The sequence below is a fragment of the Kitasatospora sp. NPDC001309 genome (assembly GCF_042896295.1).
Lineage (GTDB): Bacteria > Actinomycetota > Actinomycetes > Streptomycetales > Streptomycetaceae > Kitasatospora.
Genome location: NZ_JBIAXC010000007.1, coordinates 14459 through 29249 on the forward strand (window position 1 = coordinate 14459; position 14791 = coordinate 29249).

Below are 14791 nucleotides of genomic sequence, written 5' to 3' on the forward strand. Positions count from 1 at the left end.
AGCAACTGCCCTCCCGCACGCAACGGAGCCTGCCGCCATGCACGATGACCGCACCCTCGTCGAGTCCCGCCTCAAGCGCGTCCTGGAGGAGCGCATCCTCCCGGCCGTGTACCCGGAGTCCGTCCCGCTGGAGGTCGGCATCTGGACCGCCCCCGGCGAGCCCGTCCCGGTCGCCGAGGGCCTGGCCGCGCCGCGCACCCCGATCGCCGTCGGCGACGCCTGGGGCGCGCCCTGGGGCACCAGTTGGCTGACGGTGTCCGGCACGGTGCCGCAGGCCTGGGCCGGACGGACGGTCGAGGCGCTGATCGACCTCGGCTTCGACGCCAACATGCCCGGCTTCCAGTGCGAGGGCCTGGTCTACCGCCCGGACGGCAGCCCGGTGAAGGGCCTCAACCCGCGCAACCAGTGGGTGCGGATCGCCGCCCCGGCGGCCGGCGGCGAGCAGGTGCTGCTGCACGTCGAGGCCGCCGCCAACCCGGTGATCCTGGACTACCACCCCTTCCTGCCGACCGAGTTGGGCGACAAGGAGACGGCCGGGGACCGTCCGCAGTACAAGCTCGCCCGGATGGACCTCGCCGTCTTCGACGACACCGTCTGGCAGCTGTCGCTGGACCTGGAGGTGCTCGGCGAGCTGATGGCCGAGCTCCCGGTGGACGGCGCCCGCCGCTGGGAGGTGCTGCGCGCGGTCGAGCGCGCACTGGACGCGATCGACCTCCAGGACGTCAACGGCACGGCCGCCGCGGCCCGTTCGGAGCTGACCGCCGTCCTGGCCGCGCCCGCCGTGCCGTCCGCGCACCGGATCAGCGCGATCGGCCACGCCCACATCGACTCCGCCTGGCTGTGGCCGCTGCGCGAGACGGTGCGCAAGGTGGCCCGGACCACCGCCAACATGACCGCCCTGCTGGAGGACGAGCCGGAGTTCCGCTACACCATGTCCCAGGCGCAGCAGTACGCCTGGATCAAGGAGCACCGCCCGGAAGTGTACGCCCGGGTGCGCAAGGCCGTCGCCGAGGGCCGGTTCGTCCCGGCGGGCGGCATGTGGGTGGAGTCCGACACCAACATGCCGAGCTCGGAGGCGATGGCCCGGCAGTTCGTGCACGGCAAGCGGTTCTTCCTGGAGGAGTTCGGGGTCGAGAACCACGAGGCCTGGCTGCCCGACACCTTCGGCTTCACCGGCGGCCTGCCGCAGATCATCCGCAACGCCGGCTCCAAGTGGCTGCTGACCCAGAAGATCTCCTGGAGCCAGGTGAACAGGTTCCCGCACCACACCTTCCTCTGGGAGGGCATCGACGGGACCCGCATCTTCACCCACTTCCCGCCCGTGGACACCTACAACTGCTCCATGAAGGGCAGCGAGATCGCCCACGCGGCACGGAACTTCAAGGACAAGGGGGTGGCCCGGCACTCGATCGCCCCGACCGGCTGGGGCGACGGCGGCGGCGGGACGACCCGCGAAATGGTCGGCAAGGCCGCCCGGCTGCGGGACCTGGAGGGCTCGGCCACCGTCCGCTGGGAGAACCCCGCCGAGTTCTTCGTCAAGGCCGAGGCCGAGTACCCCGACCCGCCGGTCTGGGTCGGCGAGCTCTACCTGGAGCTGCACCGGGCCACCCTGACCAGCCAGGCGAAGACCAAGCAGGGCAACCGGCGCAGCGAGAACCTGCTGCGCGAGGCCGAACTCTGGTGCTCCACCGCCGCGTTGCGCGCGGGCGCCGAGCAGCCGTACGCGTACCCGTACGAGCAGCTGGACCGGATCTGGAAGACGGTGCTGCTGCACCAGTTCCACGACATCCTGCCCGGCTCCTCGATCGCCTGGGTGCACCGCGAGGCCGAGGCCACCTACGCGGCGCTGGCCCGGGAGCTGGCGGAGCTGATCGACGCGGCCCAGCAGGCACTGGCCGGATCCGCCGACGGCGGGCGGGAGTTGGTGTTCAACTCCGCTCCGCACGCCCGTTCGGCCGTCCCGGCGGGCGGCGCGGCCGTCGCCACCACGGACGCCCCGGCCGCCACCGTCACTGCGCTCGACGGCGGCGGGTTCACGCTGCGCAACGGCCTGCTGGAGGTGGTGGTCGACGCCGACGGCCTGATCGGCTCGGCCGTCGAGCTCGCCACCGGCCGGGAGACCGTCGCCCCCGGCAGCCGGGCCAACCTGCTCCAGCTGCACCCCGACTTCCCCAACATGTGGGACGCCTGGGACGTGGACCAGTTCTACCGCAACACCGTCACCGACCTGACCGGCGTCGACTCCCTCACCGCCACGGCCGCCGACGGCCGGGCCGAGGTCAGGATCGCCCGCTCCTTCGGCTCCTCCACCGTCGTCCAGACCCTCACCCTGCACCCGGGCGAGCAGCGGCTCGACATCGACACCGAGGTCGACTGGCACGAGACCGAGAAGTTCCTCAAGGCCGCCTTCCCGCTGGACGTCCACACCGAGCGGTACGCCGCCGAGACCCAGTTCGGCCACCTCTACCGGCCCACCCACACCAACACCAGCTGGGACGCCGCCAAGTTCGAGGCCTGCAACCACCGCTTCGTCCACCTGGACGAGCCCGGCTGGGGCGTCGCGCTGGTGACCGCCTCCACCTACGGCCACGACGTCACCCGCACCGTGCGCGCCGACGACGGCGGCACCACCACCACGGTCCGCTTCTCGCTGCTGCGCGCCCCGCGCTTCCCCGACCCGAAGACCGACCAGGGGCTGCACCGCTTCCGGCACGCGCTGGTCCCCGGCGCCGCGATCGGCGACGCCGTCCGCGAGGGCTACCGGATCGGCCTGCCCGAGCGGCGGGTCACCGGCACCGCCGAGCGGGTCGCGCCGCTGGTCGAGGTGGACCACGACGCCCTGGTGGTCAGCGCCGTCAAGCTCGCCGACGACCGCAGCGGCGACCTGGTCGTCCGGGTCTACGAGGCCGGCGGCGGCCGCGCCCGGGGCCGGCTCAGCACCTCCTTCCCGCTGGCCGGCGCCGTCCCCTGCGACCTGCTGGAACGGCCCTGGGACGGCACCCGCGGCGAGGTGACGGTCGAGGACGGCGCGGTGCACCTCGCGCTGCGCCCGTTCGAACTCGTCACGCTGCGCCTCACCCCCGCCCGCTGACCGACGTACGGTGAAGGCGCCCCGGCCCGCCCGGCCGGGGCGCCGCCGACCCCTCCTGGAGCCCGCCATGCCGCTCACCCCCCTGTTCGCCGCCGTCGACGTCGGCGGCACCAAGATCGCCGGCGCCCTGGTCGACGGCACCGGCCGGCTGCGGCACCGGCTGCAACTGCCCACCCCCGCCCGGGAGCCGGGCCCGGCCGTGCTCGCCGTCGTGCACAAGGTGCTGGACCAGCTGGCCGGCACCCCCGACTGGGCCGCCGTGACGGCCGTCGGCATCGGCAGCGCCGGCCCGGTCGACCTCGCCGACGGCACCGTCAGCCCGGTCAACATCCCCGGCTGGCGGGGCTTCCCGCTGGTCGCCGAGGTCGCCGCGCACCCGGCGGTGGCCGGACTCCCGGTCCGCCTGGCGGGCGACGGCGTCGCGATGGCCGCCGCCGAGCACTGGCAGGGCGCCGCCCGGGGCGCCGCCAACGCGCTCTGCCTGGTGGTGTCCACCGGCGTCGGCGCCGGACTGGTGCTGGACGGCGCCGTGCGCCCCGGCCCCAGCGGCAACGCCGGACACCTCGGGCACATCACCGTCGACCTGGACGGCGAGCCCTGCCCGTGCGGCTCCCGCGGCTGCCTGGAGGGCCTCGCCAGCGGCACCGCGATCGCCCGCCGGGCCCTCGCCGAGGGCTGGCGCCCGCCCGGCGAGGACGCCACCGCCCGCGCCGTGGCCGCCTCCGCCGCCGCGGGCGACCCGGTCGCGCTGGCCTCCTTCGACCGGGCCGCCCAGGCCCTGGCCGCCGGGATCGCCGCCACCGCCGCCCTGGTCGACCTCCACCGGGTGGTGGTCGGCGGCGGCGTCGCCACCGCCGGGGAGGTGCTGTTCGCCCCGCTCGCCCGCCACCTGGACCGCTACGCCGCCCTGTCCTACGTCCGAGGCCTGGACGTGCGCCGCGCCGAGCTCGGCACCGACGCCGGGCTGATCGGCGCCGCCGCGCTCTGCCGCTGACAGCCCCGGGAGACCCTTGGCATGCCGCCCTACACCCTGCTCGACAACCCGGTCCGCCACTACCCCTGGGGCTCCCCCACCGCCATCCCCGCGCTCACCGGCACCGCCCCCGACGGCACCCCGCAGGCCGAACTGTGGATGGGCGCCCACCCCTCCGCGCCCTCCCGGGCCGGCGGCCGGGCGCTCGACGCACTGATCGCCGCCGACCCGGACGGCCTGCTCGGGCCGGACACCGTACGGCGGTTCGGCCCGGAACTGCCCTTCCTGTTCAAGGTGCTGGCCGCCGACCGGGCGCTCTCCCTGCAAGTCCACCCCACCCGCGCCCAGGCCGAGGCCGGGTACGCCGCCGAAGAGGCCCGGGGCATCCCGCCCACCGCCCCGGAGCGGGTGTACAAGGACCGCTCCCACAAGCCCGAACTGCTGGGCGCCCTCGGTGACTTCGAGGCCCTCTGCGGCTTCCGCCCGGCCGCCGCCACAGCCCGGCTGCTGGACGCCCTCGGCGTGCTCGCCCCCTGGGCGGCCACCCTGCGCGAGCGGCCCGCCGCCGAGGCACTGCCCGCACTGCTGCGCCGGACACTGGCCGCCGACGCTCCCGAACTCACCACCGTGGCCGGGGCGCTGCGCCGCACCGCCGCCTCCGGCGGCCCCCACGCGGACACCTGCGCGGCCTACGCCCGGCTCGCCGAGGAGTACCCCGGCGACCCCGGCCTGCTCGCCGCGCTGCTGCTCAACCACGTCCGGCTCGCCGCCGGCCAGGCGCTCTACCTCGCCGCCGGGGTGCCGCACGCGTACCTCCGGGGCGTGGGCGTCGAGTTGATGGCCAACTCGGACAACGTGCTGCGCGGCGGGCTCACCGGCAAGCACGTCGACGTGGCCGGACTGCTGGCCGTCACCGACTTCCGGGCGGCCGCGCCCGCCGTCCTCGAAGCCCGCCCACTGACCGCCGTCGAGGCCGAATTCCCTTCCCCCGCCGCGGAGTTCCGGCTCTCCCGACTGCACCCGTCGGCCGCCCCCGTCCGGATCGAGTTGCCCACCCCGCAGATCCTGCTCTGCACCGCGGGCAGCGCCCGGCTGCACGCCCCCGGACACCGCGGCCTCGACCTGCCCCGGGGCGCCTCGGCGTACCTGCCCCCGGGCGCCGGCCCGGTCGAGCTGACCGGGCCGGGCGCGGAGCTGTTCCGGGCCACCACCGGCCGCTGGGGCGTGCCCTAGGCGCCCTGACCCGCAGAGTTGTTCACGTGGGGTTGTTCACGCGGGCAGCGGGTGGCCGAAGAGCAGGTCGTAGCCGTCCGGCAGCTGCTCGACCACCCGGTCGACCAGCTCCCCCGGGACGAGCTCGGCCAGGGTGCTCAGCACCGCCCCGATGTCCCACTGCGCGGTCGCGGTCGTGGCGCCGCCGATCCAGCCCACCACGGCCTCGACGAAGCGCTCGGCCGTCAGCGGCTCGGCGGCGGGCCGGGCGTCCCGGAGCAGCGTCGCGTACGTGGCGGGCAGCGCCCCGGCGAGTTCGCCGCGCTCCGAACCCACCAAGTGCTCACCCAGCAGGCAGAGCACGACCCGGACGGCGTGGTCCGCCTCCGCCTCGCCCCGGTACTCGCCGCGCTCCACGACACGGGCGAGGAAGTCCTCCCAGGAGATGGTCATCGCGTCCTCCTTCCGGTCGGCGGGACCGGGCCGGGTCGGCGGCCGATGGTCCAGGGAGGCTGCTGGTCGCAGCCCGTCACCGCCGGGGGACGTACCGGTTCCCGTGCTGCTCAGCGTACTGCGCTCCGGACCGGGCGGACCCGCCGCTGCGGGTGGGGCGGCGGTCCTGAACGGAACCCTGACGCCGTGCCCTTGCGGTGCGGCGGAAGCGGTCCGGGAGGGGCCGGACGGGAGGGGCCGGACCGACGGATCGACGCCGTTGTCGATCACGCCGCCGGCCCGCGCCGTCACCGGCACGGGAGCCCACGGTCGCCGGGCGGCTCAGCAGGCGGTTCGGCGGGCGGTTCAGCCCGCCGAGGTACGACACCGCCGACGCGGACCGCGCGGCGAGCCCACCCCGCCACCCAGCCGGGCCGGCGCCCAGCGCACCGGGTCCGACTCCGAGGCCGGGACCGGCGCCTGCACCGACGCCTGCGCCCGGGCCGCCGCAGCGGCACCAGCGGCAGCGGCAGCGGGAAGGCCGCCCGCCCGGCGGTCGCCACGCGCCGTGTCCGGCGCCGGGCCGGCCGCCGAGACCGACATAAACGCCGCCAGAAAGCGCCGCTCGTTCTGGCTGAGTTTGCGCGAACGCCCGGATTCCGGGTCCCGTGCGACCACCACGGTCCGCGCCCGCATAAACGTGAGCGGTTCCCGGCAGACATTCACCTCGACGTGCGCGGAACTCCGCCCGAGGTGTTCCACCGTCAGCCGCACCGACAAAGGCTCGGGGCGGTGGTGCAACTGTTCCAGGTAATCGATCTCGTGCCGGGCGATAATGAATCCGGACGGGAACAGCGATTGCCGGACGGCGGTCGCGTGGTGGCGGAACAGGTCGTAAATCCCCTCCTGGACGTAGCCGACCAGCCGGGCGTTGTTGATGTGCCCGTTCTCGTCGACGTCGCTCCACCGGGTGGGGCAGGACAGCACGTGCACGCCCGGACGCAGGGCGCTCACTGCTCCGTCAGCCCGGCGCCGGCGACGGTGGGGAGCAGCGCCCGCTGCAACCTGGCGTAGTAGCCGGACTGTTCGGCCGCCATCCGGGCCGCGGTCCAGCCCTCCTCGGCCGCCTCCGCGGCGGCCTGCACGACCAGGCTGTCGAGCACCGTGTCGACCGACCGGCAGAGTGCGGCGACCGCCGCGAGCCGTTCGGTCACGTCCGCCGTTCCGGCCGCATTCCGGGCCGGAAATGCCGCCAGCGAGTCGACCGCGAGCTGCAGATCGTCGATGACGTCCGACCGGCTTTCCTCCGGGGAATTCCGCATGCTTTTCTCCAGGACCAATTCGGGCCGTTACGGCCCGGTAGCTGACGTTCGAATACACCCGATCGGTGTCGGCCCCCCGACGGCTTCGACGCTATCCCAGTCGGCGCAGGTCCGCAGATGGTTTTCGGACGCTGAGGGGAAACTGACTTCCATTGGAGTAGTTTGCCGGGGTACACAATATGCCCCATCAGCCGAACGCGGTAAGCAGAACGGGTGGTATCGCCGACCCGCCGACCAAGATCGACTACCGTGCGTCACGGATCTGCTACCAGCCGCCCCACCAGCGCGCCTTGTACAGCTGCGTGCCGGTCAACTTCCACGTCCCCTCCGGGCGGTGCAGGCGGATCACCGAGGTGCACCAGTCGCAGGCCGGGGAGTGGTCCGGCACCACCGTGAGCAGCCGCCCGGTGCCGGGCTCGTCACCGATGCTCTTGACGTCCCGCTCCTCGGCCGGATCTGCGGAACGGGCGGGATCGGCGGGATCGGCCAGATGGACGGCGGTGAACCCGTCGGCGGCGGGGTCGTACTGCCAGAGGCCGTTCAGGGTGCTCACCCAGAACCGGCCCGGCGAGCCCAGGACGGGCGCGAGGTCATGACCGCCCTGGTCGGGCAGCGGGGCACTGCGGACGGCGGTCAGGGCGGGCGCGTCCGGGTCTCCGCCGACCCGCAGCCCGGTCAGCTCACCGTCGCCGAGCACCCAGAGCAGGCCGGTCCGCTCGTCCCAGTGCACCCCGTGCGCGCCGGGGAGCCGGAACGTCGCATGGGCGGTGGCCCGGGAGCCCTGCGAGGCGGCGTACAGCCGTACCCACCCGCCGGCACTCGCGGCGACCGCGACGTTGCCGTCCGGGAGCAGCTCGATGCTGTGCGGATTGACGTCCCCGCCGAGGTCCGCCGCCCAGCGGCTGGCGCCGGTGGCGGTGTCGACGACGGCGGCGAGCCCGCCGGAGGCCGTGGTCAGCAGGTAGTGCCGGCCGTCCAGGGTCCGGCCCTTCGCCTCGTCCGGGTCGATCCAGCTCTGCTCGGGGTCCAGGTCGCCGAGGTCGGACGCCCGGTCGGCCGCCCAGGACCACACCACGGGCGGACGGTCGACGCCCTGGTACCCCGTCAGCTCCTCGACCCCCCGCAGCACGAGGACGCGGCGGGACGCCTGGTCCACGGCGACCACCTCCCCGTCCTGCGCGGTGTCCGGTGCGGCGGACGCGGCGCGGGTGACGGACGCGCCATGGGCAACGGACGCGGCACGGGCGGCATACGCGCGGCCCGCGGGCACGCAGAGCAGCAGGGCGAGGCACAGGGCCGGCAGGGTTCTCCTCAGCACGCCCCAACGGTGCGCGGCGCACGGCGCGGCACCCGGCAGACCAGCCGCGCGCCTCGGCCGAACGGCCCGTCAGATTCGCCCGGAGACCAGGTCCGCGACCCGGGCGATCGGCGAGGTGGTGGCCCGTCCGGCCGCCTCCTGCCGGTCGGCGGCGTGGTACGCGGCGTACATCGCCTGCACCCCCAGCCAGCGCAGCGGCTCCGGCTCCCAGCGCCGCACGGTGTGCCCCACCCAGGGCAGCGCGGTGAGTTCGGTGTCCCGCCCCAGCACCAGGTCGCGCAGGGTGCGGCCGGCCAGGTTGGTGGTGGTCACCCCACTGCCGACGTACCCGCCCGCCCAGCCGAGCCCGCTCGCCCGGTCCAGCTCCACCGTCGCGCACCAGTCCCGGGGGACGCCCAGCACCCCGGCCCAGGCGTGGTCGATCCGGGCGTGCGCGGCGGCGGGGAAGAACTCGTTCAGGATCCGGCGCAGCTGGCGCACCGTCTCCACCTGGGTACTGCCGTCCGAGTCCGTCCGCGAGCCGAAGCGGTACGGCACGCCCCGCCCGCCGAGGGCGATCCGGTCGTCGGCGGTCCGCTGGGCGTACATGTAGGCGTGCGCGAAGTCCCCGAGCACCTCCCGGCCCTGCCAGCCGGCCTCCGCCCAGAACTCCGCGGGCAGCGGCTCGGTGGCCACCATCGCCGAGTTCATCGGCAGCCAGGTCCGCCGCTCGCCGCGCAGCCCGGCGGTGAACCCCTCGGTGGCGCGCAGCACGCGATCGGCGGTGACGGTGCCGTACGGCGTCACGGCGCGCGGACGGCGGCCGTCGCCGGCGGGGACGATCCCGGTGACGGGCGTGCCCTCGTACACCTCGACCCCCAACTCCCGTACCACCCGCGCCAGGCCGCGCACAAGCTTCGCCGGCTGGATCCGGGCCCCGTACGGGGACCACGCCCCGCCGAGGATGCCCGCGGCATTGACGCGCCCGCCGGCCTCCTTCGCGGAGAGCTCCTCCACCCGGCCCTCTCCGTAGCCCCGCTCGGTTTCGACGAAGGCCTTCAACCGCTCCAACTGCGGCCCGCTCCGGGCCACTTCGAGCACCCCGCCCCGGACGACGTCCGCCTCGATCCCCTCCGCGGCCGCGGTCTCCACGACCTCGCCGACCGCTGCGTCCATCACCCGCTGCATCGCCGCCGCCCGGCCCCGGCCGTACGTCCTGGCGAAGGCCCCGCGGCCGGCGAAGCCGTTGTACAGCCACCCGCCGTTGCGCCCCGAGGCGCCGTAGCCGCAGAATCGGCGCTCCAACAGGGCTACCCGCAGGCCGGGTTCGGCCTTCTTCACGTAGTAGGCCGTCCACAGTCCGGTGTACCCGCCGCCGACGACACAGACGTCCACGTCCCGGTCTCCCGGCAGGGCAGGGCCCGGCTGCGGAACCCCCTCCGCCGCGTACCAGAACGACACCTCGCCGTTGACCGCTGCCACCGGAACCTCCCACACCGTCGCCGACCTGCCCGGACGCTACTCCGGGCCGCTCACGGGGCAACACCCGCACACTGCCAGGATCGGGCCGCCGGACCAGCCACCCTGTCAGTCACCCAGCAGGTCCAGCGCCCGGGTCCAGCTGTACGACCCGGGCGTGAACTCCGCGATCCGCACGCCCATCCGCCGCAGCCGCTCCAGGCTCCCCCCGTACGCCGGGTGCGCCGCCTGGGCCGCGCTCAGACAGGGCTGGACGGCGACGGGGATGCCCCAGCCGTAGGACTCGCAGAGGATGCCCAGCGCGAGGGTGTCCGAGATCCCGGCGCTCCACTTGTTGATCGTGTTGAAGGTGGCCGGCGAGACCACCAGCGCGTCCGGGTCGGGCAGCGGACGGGGATCCCCGGGCTTCCGCCAGGCGGACCGGATCGGGAAACCCGTCTGCTCCTCAAGCCCTTCCACGTCGATGAACCCCATCGCCAACGGAGTCGCCACCACCCCGACGGACCACCCCCGCCCCTGCGCGGCGGAGACCAACTCCGGCACGCCATTGGCCACTCCGGCCGCACACACCACCACATAGAGCATCGGCATCGCCCGCACGCCCCTCTCTTCTCTGCCTAACAGCCAACCACCAGATCCGCATGCACGATCTTCCCCCACACCTCCACGGAGGCCCCCCAACGCCCGCCCGTCAGATGGTGGACCAACGCCAGCCCCCGGTGCCCCTCCTCGTCCTCCCCTGCCACCATCAACACGGGCAGGATGCGCGACCCGTCCCGCACCGCCACGCGCACGGTTCGATCGGTGACCCGGCGAACAGTGACGGCCATCCGCGCCAGGCACCCCGTCTTCACCGCATTGGTCACGAGTTCACTGACGACCACCTCCGCAGCATCGATGAGCTCCGGCAACCCCCACTCCACCAGCTTCCCCCGCACCATGCGACGCGCTTCCCCCACTGACTCCCCCCGGTACGGCAACAGGGCCGTGGCCGGACGCACGGCCCGACCACGGTCGACCACTCCAGCGCGCTGGTTCATCACGGGTCACTCCTCAGTGAGGTCAGGGCCACCCTGCTCTCGCAGCACCGCCCGGCCGATCGCCGCTCCTTCCAGGGACACGACCCGGAACCGGAGCACTCACCGACCCAACCCGCCGAGAGGCTGCCGGGAGGACTCCGACCCTGTGACTCCGAGTCGGAGTCACCGCACTCTCCGTAGCCGTAGTATTGGCTCAGCCTTCAGGGGAGCGAGCGGTGGAGCGTCAACCAGACCCGAGCGAAGTCGTCGCGGGGCTCATCGACAACGAGCGCTTCCGGTCGGCCTGCACGGCCCGTGACATGGGTGCGGTGTTCCGCCTCCTGAACTCCCGTGGCATCAGCACACGTCGCCTGGCCACCGCCGCGGACATCACCCAAGGCCGCCTCTACGACTACATGAACGGCAAGACCCGGGTCGAGAAGCTCTCCCTGTTCGAGCAGATCGCCGACGCGTTCCGGATCCCTGGGCAGCTCCTGGGTCTCGCCCAACGGTCATGGGAGCCCGGCGCCGTGTCCTCGCCCCCGGCTCCGGTCGCACCGGAGCCGGGGGCCGACGACGATCTCACCGCCGTCGAGGCCTTCCGGGCCGCCGACCGGCAGAGCGGTGGCGGACGGCTCTACACGGCGGTCGTCCGCCACCTGTCCGTGAACGTGGCTCCACGGCTGGTCGACATCGACAGCAACCCCCACGTCTTCGCCGCCGCCTCCGCCCTCACCGAGATGGCCGGTTGGATGGCCCACGACTCGGGCCGCGACGGCACCGCCGCACGCCACTTCACCCGTGCCTTCGCACTCGCCCAGGCCGCCGACGACCCCCTGCTGGCCGCCAACATCGCCGCCAGCACGAGCCATCTGGCGCTCCACAGCGGCGATCCGGTCCGCGCCTCGCACTGGGCGTCGGTCGGCATCGACCTCGCTCGGCGAGGCCCCCACCTACCCGGCCTCACCTCCCGGTTGCACACCATGCTCGCCAGGTCGCTCGCGGCCTCCGACCAGTTCGGCTCCGCCGTCCGCTCACTCGATCGCGCGGGCGCCGCACTCGCCGACCGGGCGGAGATCGCACATCCCTGGCTGAGCCCGTTCGACCAGGCCACCTTGGCGAGTGAATCCGCGCTGATCCACGCCGACCTCGGACGGCACTCCGAGGCGCTTCGACACGGCGAACGGGCAGTTGCCCTCCGCACCGAGGGCCGGGCGCGCTCGCTCGCGTTCAGCCGGATCGCCCTGGCCCTCGCCTACGCTCAGCACGGCGATCTGGACGCCTCGGTCACCGTCGGCAGCGAACTCCTCACCACCAGCCCGACCCTCGGCTCCGTGCGCGTGGTCGACCAACTCGACGGCCTGGCCGCGTTCCTCCGGAACCACCGCGGCTACGGCCCGGTGCGGGAATTCCTGGCACGATTCGACGAAGCGAGCAGAATCAGACTCCTCCTGCTCGCCGACATCATCCCGTCGCCCCGGAGAGGTCCATCATGAGGCCGACCACCACCGACACCGAGGCCTGGCACGCCCACCTCGCCGAGGGCAACGCGCGACAGGCGCGCAAGCGCGTCTCGGCGGACGTCATCCTGCGCGACGACGTCGGCCGGATCCTCACCGTCAACCCGACCTACAAGCCGGCCTGGGACCTGCCCGGTGGCATGGCGGAGGCCAACGAGCCGCCCGACCGTGCAGCCGTCCGGGAACTGCGGGAGGAACTCGGCCTGAACATCACCGTCCACCGCCTCCTCGTCGTCGACTGGGTCGCCCCGCACGGCCCCTGGGACGATCAACTCGCCTTCGTCTTCGACGCCGGCGTCCTCGCTCCCGCCCTCGCCGCCGCCGTGCGCCCGCACGACGACGAACTCTCCGAGGCCATCTTCCTCCCCGCCGCCGAGGCCGCCGCCAGGCTCCGCCCCCGTCAACGCCGCCGGTTCCAGGCCGCCCTGCACTCGCTCGCCGACGGCCGAACCCGGTACCTGCACAACGGGATTGATCCCACCACCGAGAAGGAATCCCCCATGACCGAGGACGGCCGGATCTTCCGCGAGGCCTGGATCGCCGGGGTGCGCAAGCACTTCCCCGGCGATCCCAAGCCCGGCTACGTCTCCCCCTGGGAGGAGACGCCCGACTGGGAACGGGCTGCCGCAGCCGCCGTGTTCGGCCAGGTCCGCGATTTCATCACCGTCAGCGGCGGGAGCACCTCGAAGCTCACCCGCGAGCAGAAGGGCCGCTTCGTCGCCCTCTGCTGGATCGCCCAGATCCACCACCACATCGCCGCCCCCAAACCCGCCTACACCGCCGACTGGGACGACCTCCCCAAGTGGCAGCAGGAGACCGACGCCGACATCTTCGAGGCCGTCGAACGCCACCTCTGACCCTCCCGCCCGCGCCTGCGAGTCCGCAGGCGCGGGCGCGGGCGCGGGCGCAGACCCGCGCCGCGTCGCCGGAGTGGTCGCGCGGCCGCCGCGCGAGAAGCGGTCGCCGCGAAGTCGGTCATGGCCGCCCTGACGGACGGTACCTAGCACCACCATCAACTCGGATAGGAGCGCTACTGCCTCCGGCGCGCGCGAACGACATGCTGATGCCGTGCCCGAGGAACGGGCACGGGAGGGAGTCAGGTGTCATGGCGAGCATGCAGCCGACCGGCGTTCATTCGCTCCGTCCGGTCGGCGGGGACGCCGGTTCGGACGCCGGTGCCCGGCGGATCCTTCCGAAGGCCGCGGCCGCTTCGGCGCTCCCCCTGCTGCTTCGCCGGGGGGCCACGGTCCTCACCGCGCTCGGGCTGGCGATGATTCCCTGGCTGGTCTTCCTGCACACCGGGCTGCCGGCCACCGCTCGGGCCTCGCACTGGGCCTGGACGTGGACGGGTCTGGACGGCCTTGAGGCGCTCGGCCTGCTCTCCACCGGACTGCTCCTCAGGCGCGGCGACCGCCGGGCCTGCCTGGCCTCCGCCGCGACCTCGGCCCTGCTGCTGGTCGACGCCTGGTTCGACACCATGACGGCCGCCCCGGGTTCGGACTTCACGCAGGCGGCGCTCATGGCGGCCTTCGCCGAGGTGCCGCTGGCGCTGGCCTGCGCGGTTCTCGCGACCCGGACCTTCCCTCGGCCGGGCCGCTGAGCGGAACAGCTCGTGACGTGATCGGCGCGCCTGCGGTCCGGTCCGGTCCGCAGCGCCGGCGCCGGCGCAAGTCGAGTGCACACAAACACACCTGACCAACCATCAGAACTGCTCTCGATGGCCCTAGTCGGACATTTATGGAGGAATGATGAGGAATTCACGAGCATTGATCGGCGCGGGCGCTGCCGCCGCCGTCGCCACCTGGTGGTTCACCGACTCCGCGCCGTACCCGTACTCCCAGCACTGGCTGCTCGACCTGCCACTGCCGTTCCTGACCTTGAAGCGTCTGGACCACGTGCTGCAGGCCCGGGAGGGCGAGAGGATCCTGGAGATCGGCCCCGGAACCGGCCTGCAGTCGCTGCACGTCGCACCGCAGCTGGGCCCGGACGGGCAGCTGGACATCGTGGACATCCAGCAGGAGATGCTCGACCACGTGGGCCGCCGGGCCAAGGAGCAGGGTGTCGGCACCATCGTGCCGACCTGCGCCGACGCACATGAACTTCCTTTTGCGGACGGCTCGTTCGATGCGGCCTACCTGGTGACGGCGCTGGGCGAGATCCCGGATCCGGCGCGCACGCTGGCCGAGCTGCGCCGGACGTTGAAGCCGTTCGGGCGGCTGGTGGTCGGCGAGTTCTTCGACCGGCACCAGATCCGGCCGTCCTCGCTGATCAGCCTGGCGGAGGGAGCCGGGCTGCGGGTCGCCCGGCTGTACGGTCCGCCGTTCGCGTACTACGCGGTGCTGCGCCCGATCCACGCCTGACGCCACCGTGCGCACGGCCGCGCGGGTGCCCGAGGACCACGACGGGACTGGACGCGCACAAGCGGGCCCGCCCCCGCCCCCGGGGC

14 protein-coding genes and 1 pseudogene are annotated in these 14791 nt (G+C 73.7%); 8 read left to right on the forward strand and 7 right to left on the reverse strand.

All coding sequences use genetic code 11. The annotated features are described in order from the left end of the window. Positions 1 to 37 precede the first annotated feature (37 nt). From ACFY2K_RS09270 to manA, 3 genes are all read left to right on the forward strand, one after another. Positions 38 to 3091, forward strand: a complete 3054-nt coding sequence (locus ACFY2K_RS09270) for an alpha-mannosidase (RefSeq protein ID WP_387710454.1) — start codon at positions 38 to 40, stop codon at positions 3089 to 3091. Positions 3092 to 3158: 67 nt separating this feature from the next. Next, complete coding sequence (locus ACFY2K_RS09275) at positions 3159 to 4085, forward strand: ROK family protein (protein ID WP_380640524.1); 927 nt, start codon at positions 3159 to 3161, stop codon at positions 4083 to 4085. 21 nt (positions 4086 to 4106) lie between these two features. Next, complete coding sequence (gene manA, locus ACFY2K_RS09280; RefSeq protein ID WP_380525392.1) at positions 4107 to 5297, forward strand: mannose-6-phosphate isomerase, class I; 1191 nt, start codon at positions 4107 to 4109, stop codon at positions 5295 to 5297. A gap of 36 nt (positions 5298 to 5333) precedes the next feature. Here manA and ACFY2K_RS09285 read toward each other — a convergent pair whose 3' ends face one another. From ACFY2K_RS09285 to ACFY2K_RS09315, 7 genes are all read right to left on the reverse strand, one after another. Then, positions 5334 to 5729 (reverse strand): DUF2267 domain-containing protein, encoded by a 396-nt coding sequence (locus ACFY2K_RS09285; RefSeq protein WP_380525393.1) that lies wholly within the window; start codon positions 5727 to 5729, stop codon positions 5334 to 5336. Positions 5730 to 6074: 345 nt separating this feature from the next. Then, on the reverse strand, positions 6075 to 6722 hold the full coding sequence (locus tag ACFY2K_RS09290; RefSeq protein WP_380589047.1) for an acyl-CoA thioesterase: 648 nt from the start codon (positions 6720 to 6722) through the stop codon (positions 6075 to 6077). Then, positions 6719 to 7030 carry a hypothetical protein gene (locus ACFY2K_RS09295; RefSeq protein WP_375894358.1) on the reverse strand — a complete coding sequence of 104 codons (312 nt, stop codon included), beginning with the start codon at positions 7028 to 7030 and terminating at the stop codon, positions 6719 to 6721. Before ACFY2K_RS09295 ends, ACFY2K_RS09290 begins: the two co-directional genes overlap by 4 nt. Positions 7031 to 7295: 265 nt before the next feature. Beyond that, entirely contained in the window at positions 7296 to 8348 is a 1053-nt protein-coding gene (locus ACFY2K_RS09300; protein WP_387710458.1) for a DUF6528 family protein, read from the reverse strand. A gap of 69 nt (positions 8349 to 8417) precedes the next feature. After that, positions 8418 to 9809 (reverse strand): NAD(P)/FAD-dependent oxidoreductase, encoded by a 1392-nt coding sequence (locus ACFY2K_RS09305; RefSeq protein ID WP_387710460.1) that lies wholly within the window; start codon positions 9807 to 9809, stop codon positions 8418 to 8420. A gap of 105 nt (positions 9810 to 9914) precedes the next feature. After that, on the reverse strand, positions 9915 to 10397 hold the full coding sequence (locus ACFY2K_RS09310) for a flavoprotein (RefSeq protein ID WP_387710462.1): 483 nt from the start codon (positions 10395 to 10397) through the stop codon (positions 9915 to 9917). Positions 10398 to 10423: 26 nt separating this feature from the next. Then, positions 10424 to 10846: an ATP-binding protein gene (locus tag ACFY2K_RS09315; RefSeq protein ID WP_387710688.1), complete on the reverse strand. Its 423-nt coding sequence runs from the start codon at positions 10844 to 10846 to the stop codon at positions 10424 to 10426. 215 nt (positions 10847 to 11061) lie between these two features. On the opposite strand from ACFY2K_RS09315, the gene ACFY2K_RS09320 reads away from it, so the two are divergent. The 5 genes and pseudogenes from ACFY2K_RS09320 to ACFY2K_RS09340 all read left to right on the forward strand — a co-directional run bounded on the left by ACFY2K_RS09320 (position 11062) and on the right by ACFY2K_RS09340 (position 14705). Further along, positions 11062 to 12321, forward strand: coding sequence for a helix-turn-helix transcriptional regulator (locus tag ACFY2K_RS09320; protein ID WP_387710464.1), 1260 nt, complete (start codon positions 11062 to 11064; stop codon positions 12319 to 12321). Further along, a pseudogene (locus ACFY2K_RS09325) lies at positions 12318 to 12815 on the forward strand (NUDIX domain-containing protein); the annotation flags it as partial. The gene ACFY2K_RS09320 and the pseudogene ACFY2K_RS09325, both read left to right, overlap by 4 nt. 30 nt (positions 12816 to 12845) lie before the next feature. Beyond that, the gene (locus ACFY2K_RS09330; RefSeq protein WP_375894442.1) at positions 12846 to 13202 is read left to right on the forward strand and encodes a hypothetical protein; all 357 of its coding nucleotides are present in this window, start codon (positions 12846 to 12848) and stop codon (positions 13200 to 13202) included. 248 nt (positions 13203 to 13450) lie between these two features. Continuing rightward, positions 13451 to 13945, forward strand: a complete 495-nt coding sequence (locus ACFY2K_RS09335; RefSeq protein WP_387710466.1) for a hypothetical protein — start codon at positions 13451 to 13453, stop codon at positions 13943 to 13945. Positions 13946 to 14093: 148 nt separating this feature from the next. Then, a complete protein-coding gene (locus tag ACFY2K_RS09340; protein WP_375894825.1) occupies positions 14094 to 14705 on the forward strand; it encodes a class I SAM-dependent methyltransferase in 612 nt (203 codons plus the stop codon). Positions 14706 to 14791 lie beyond the last annotated feature (86 nt).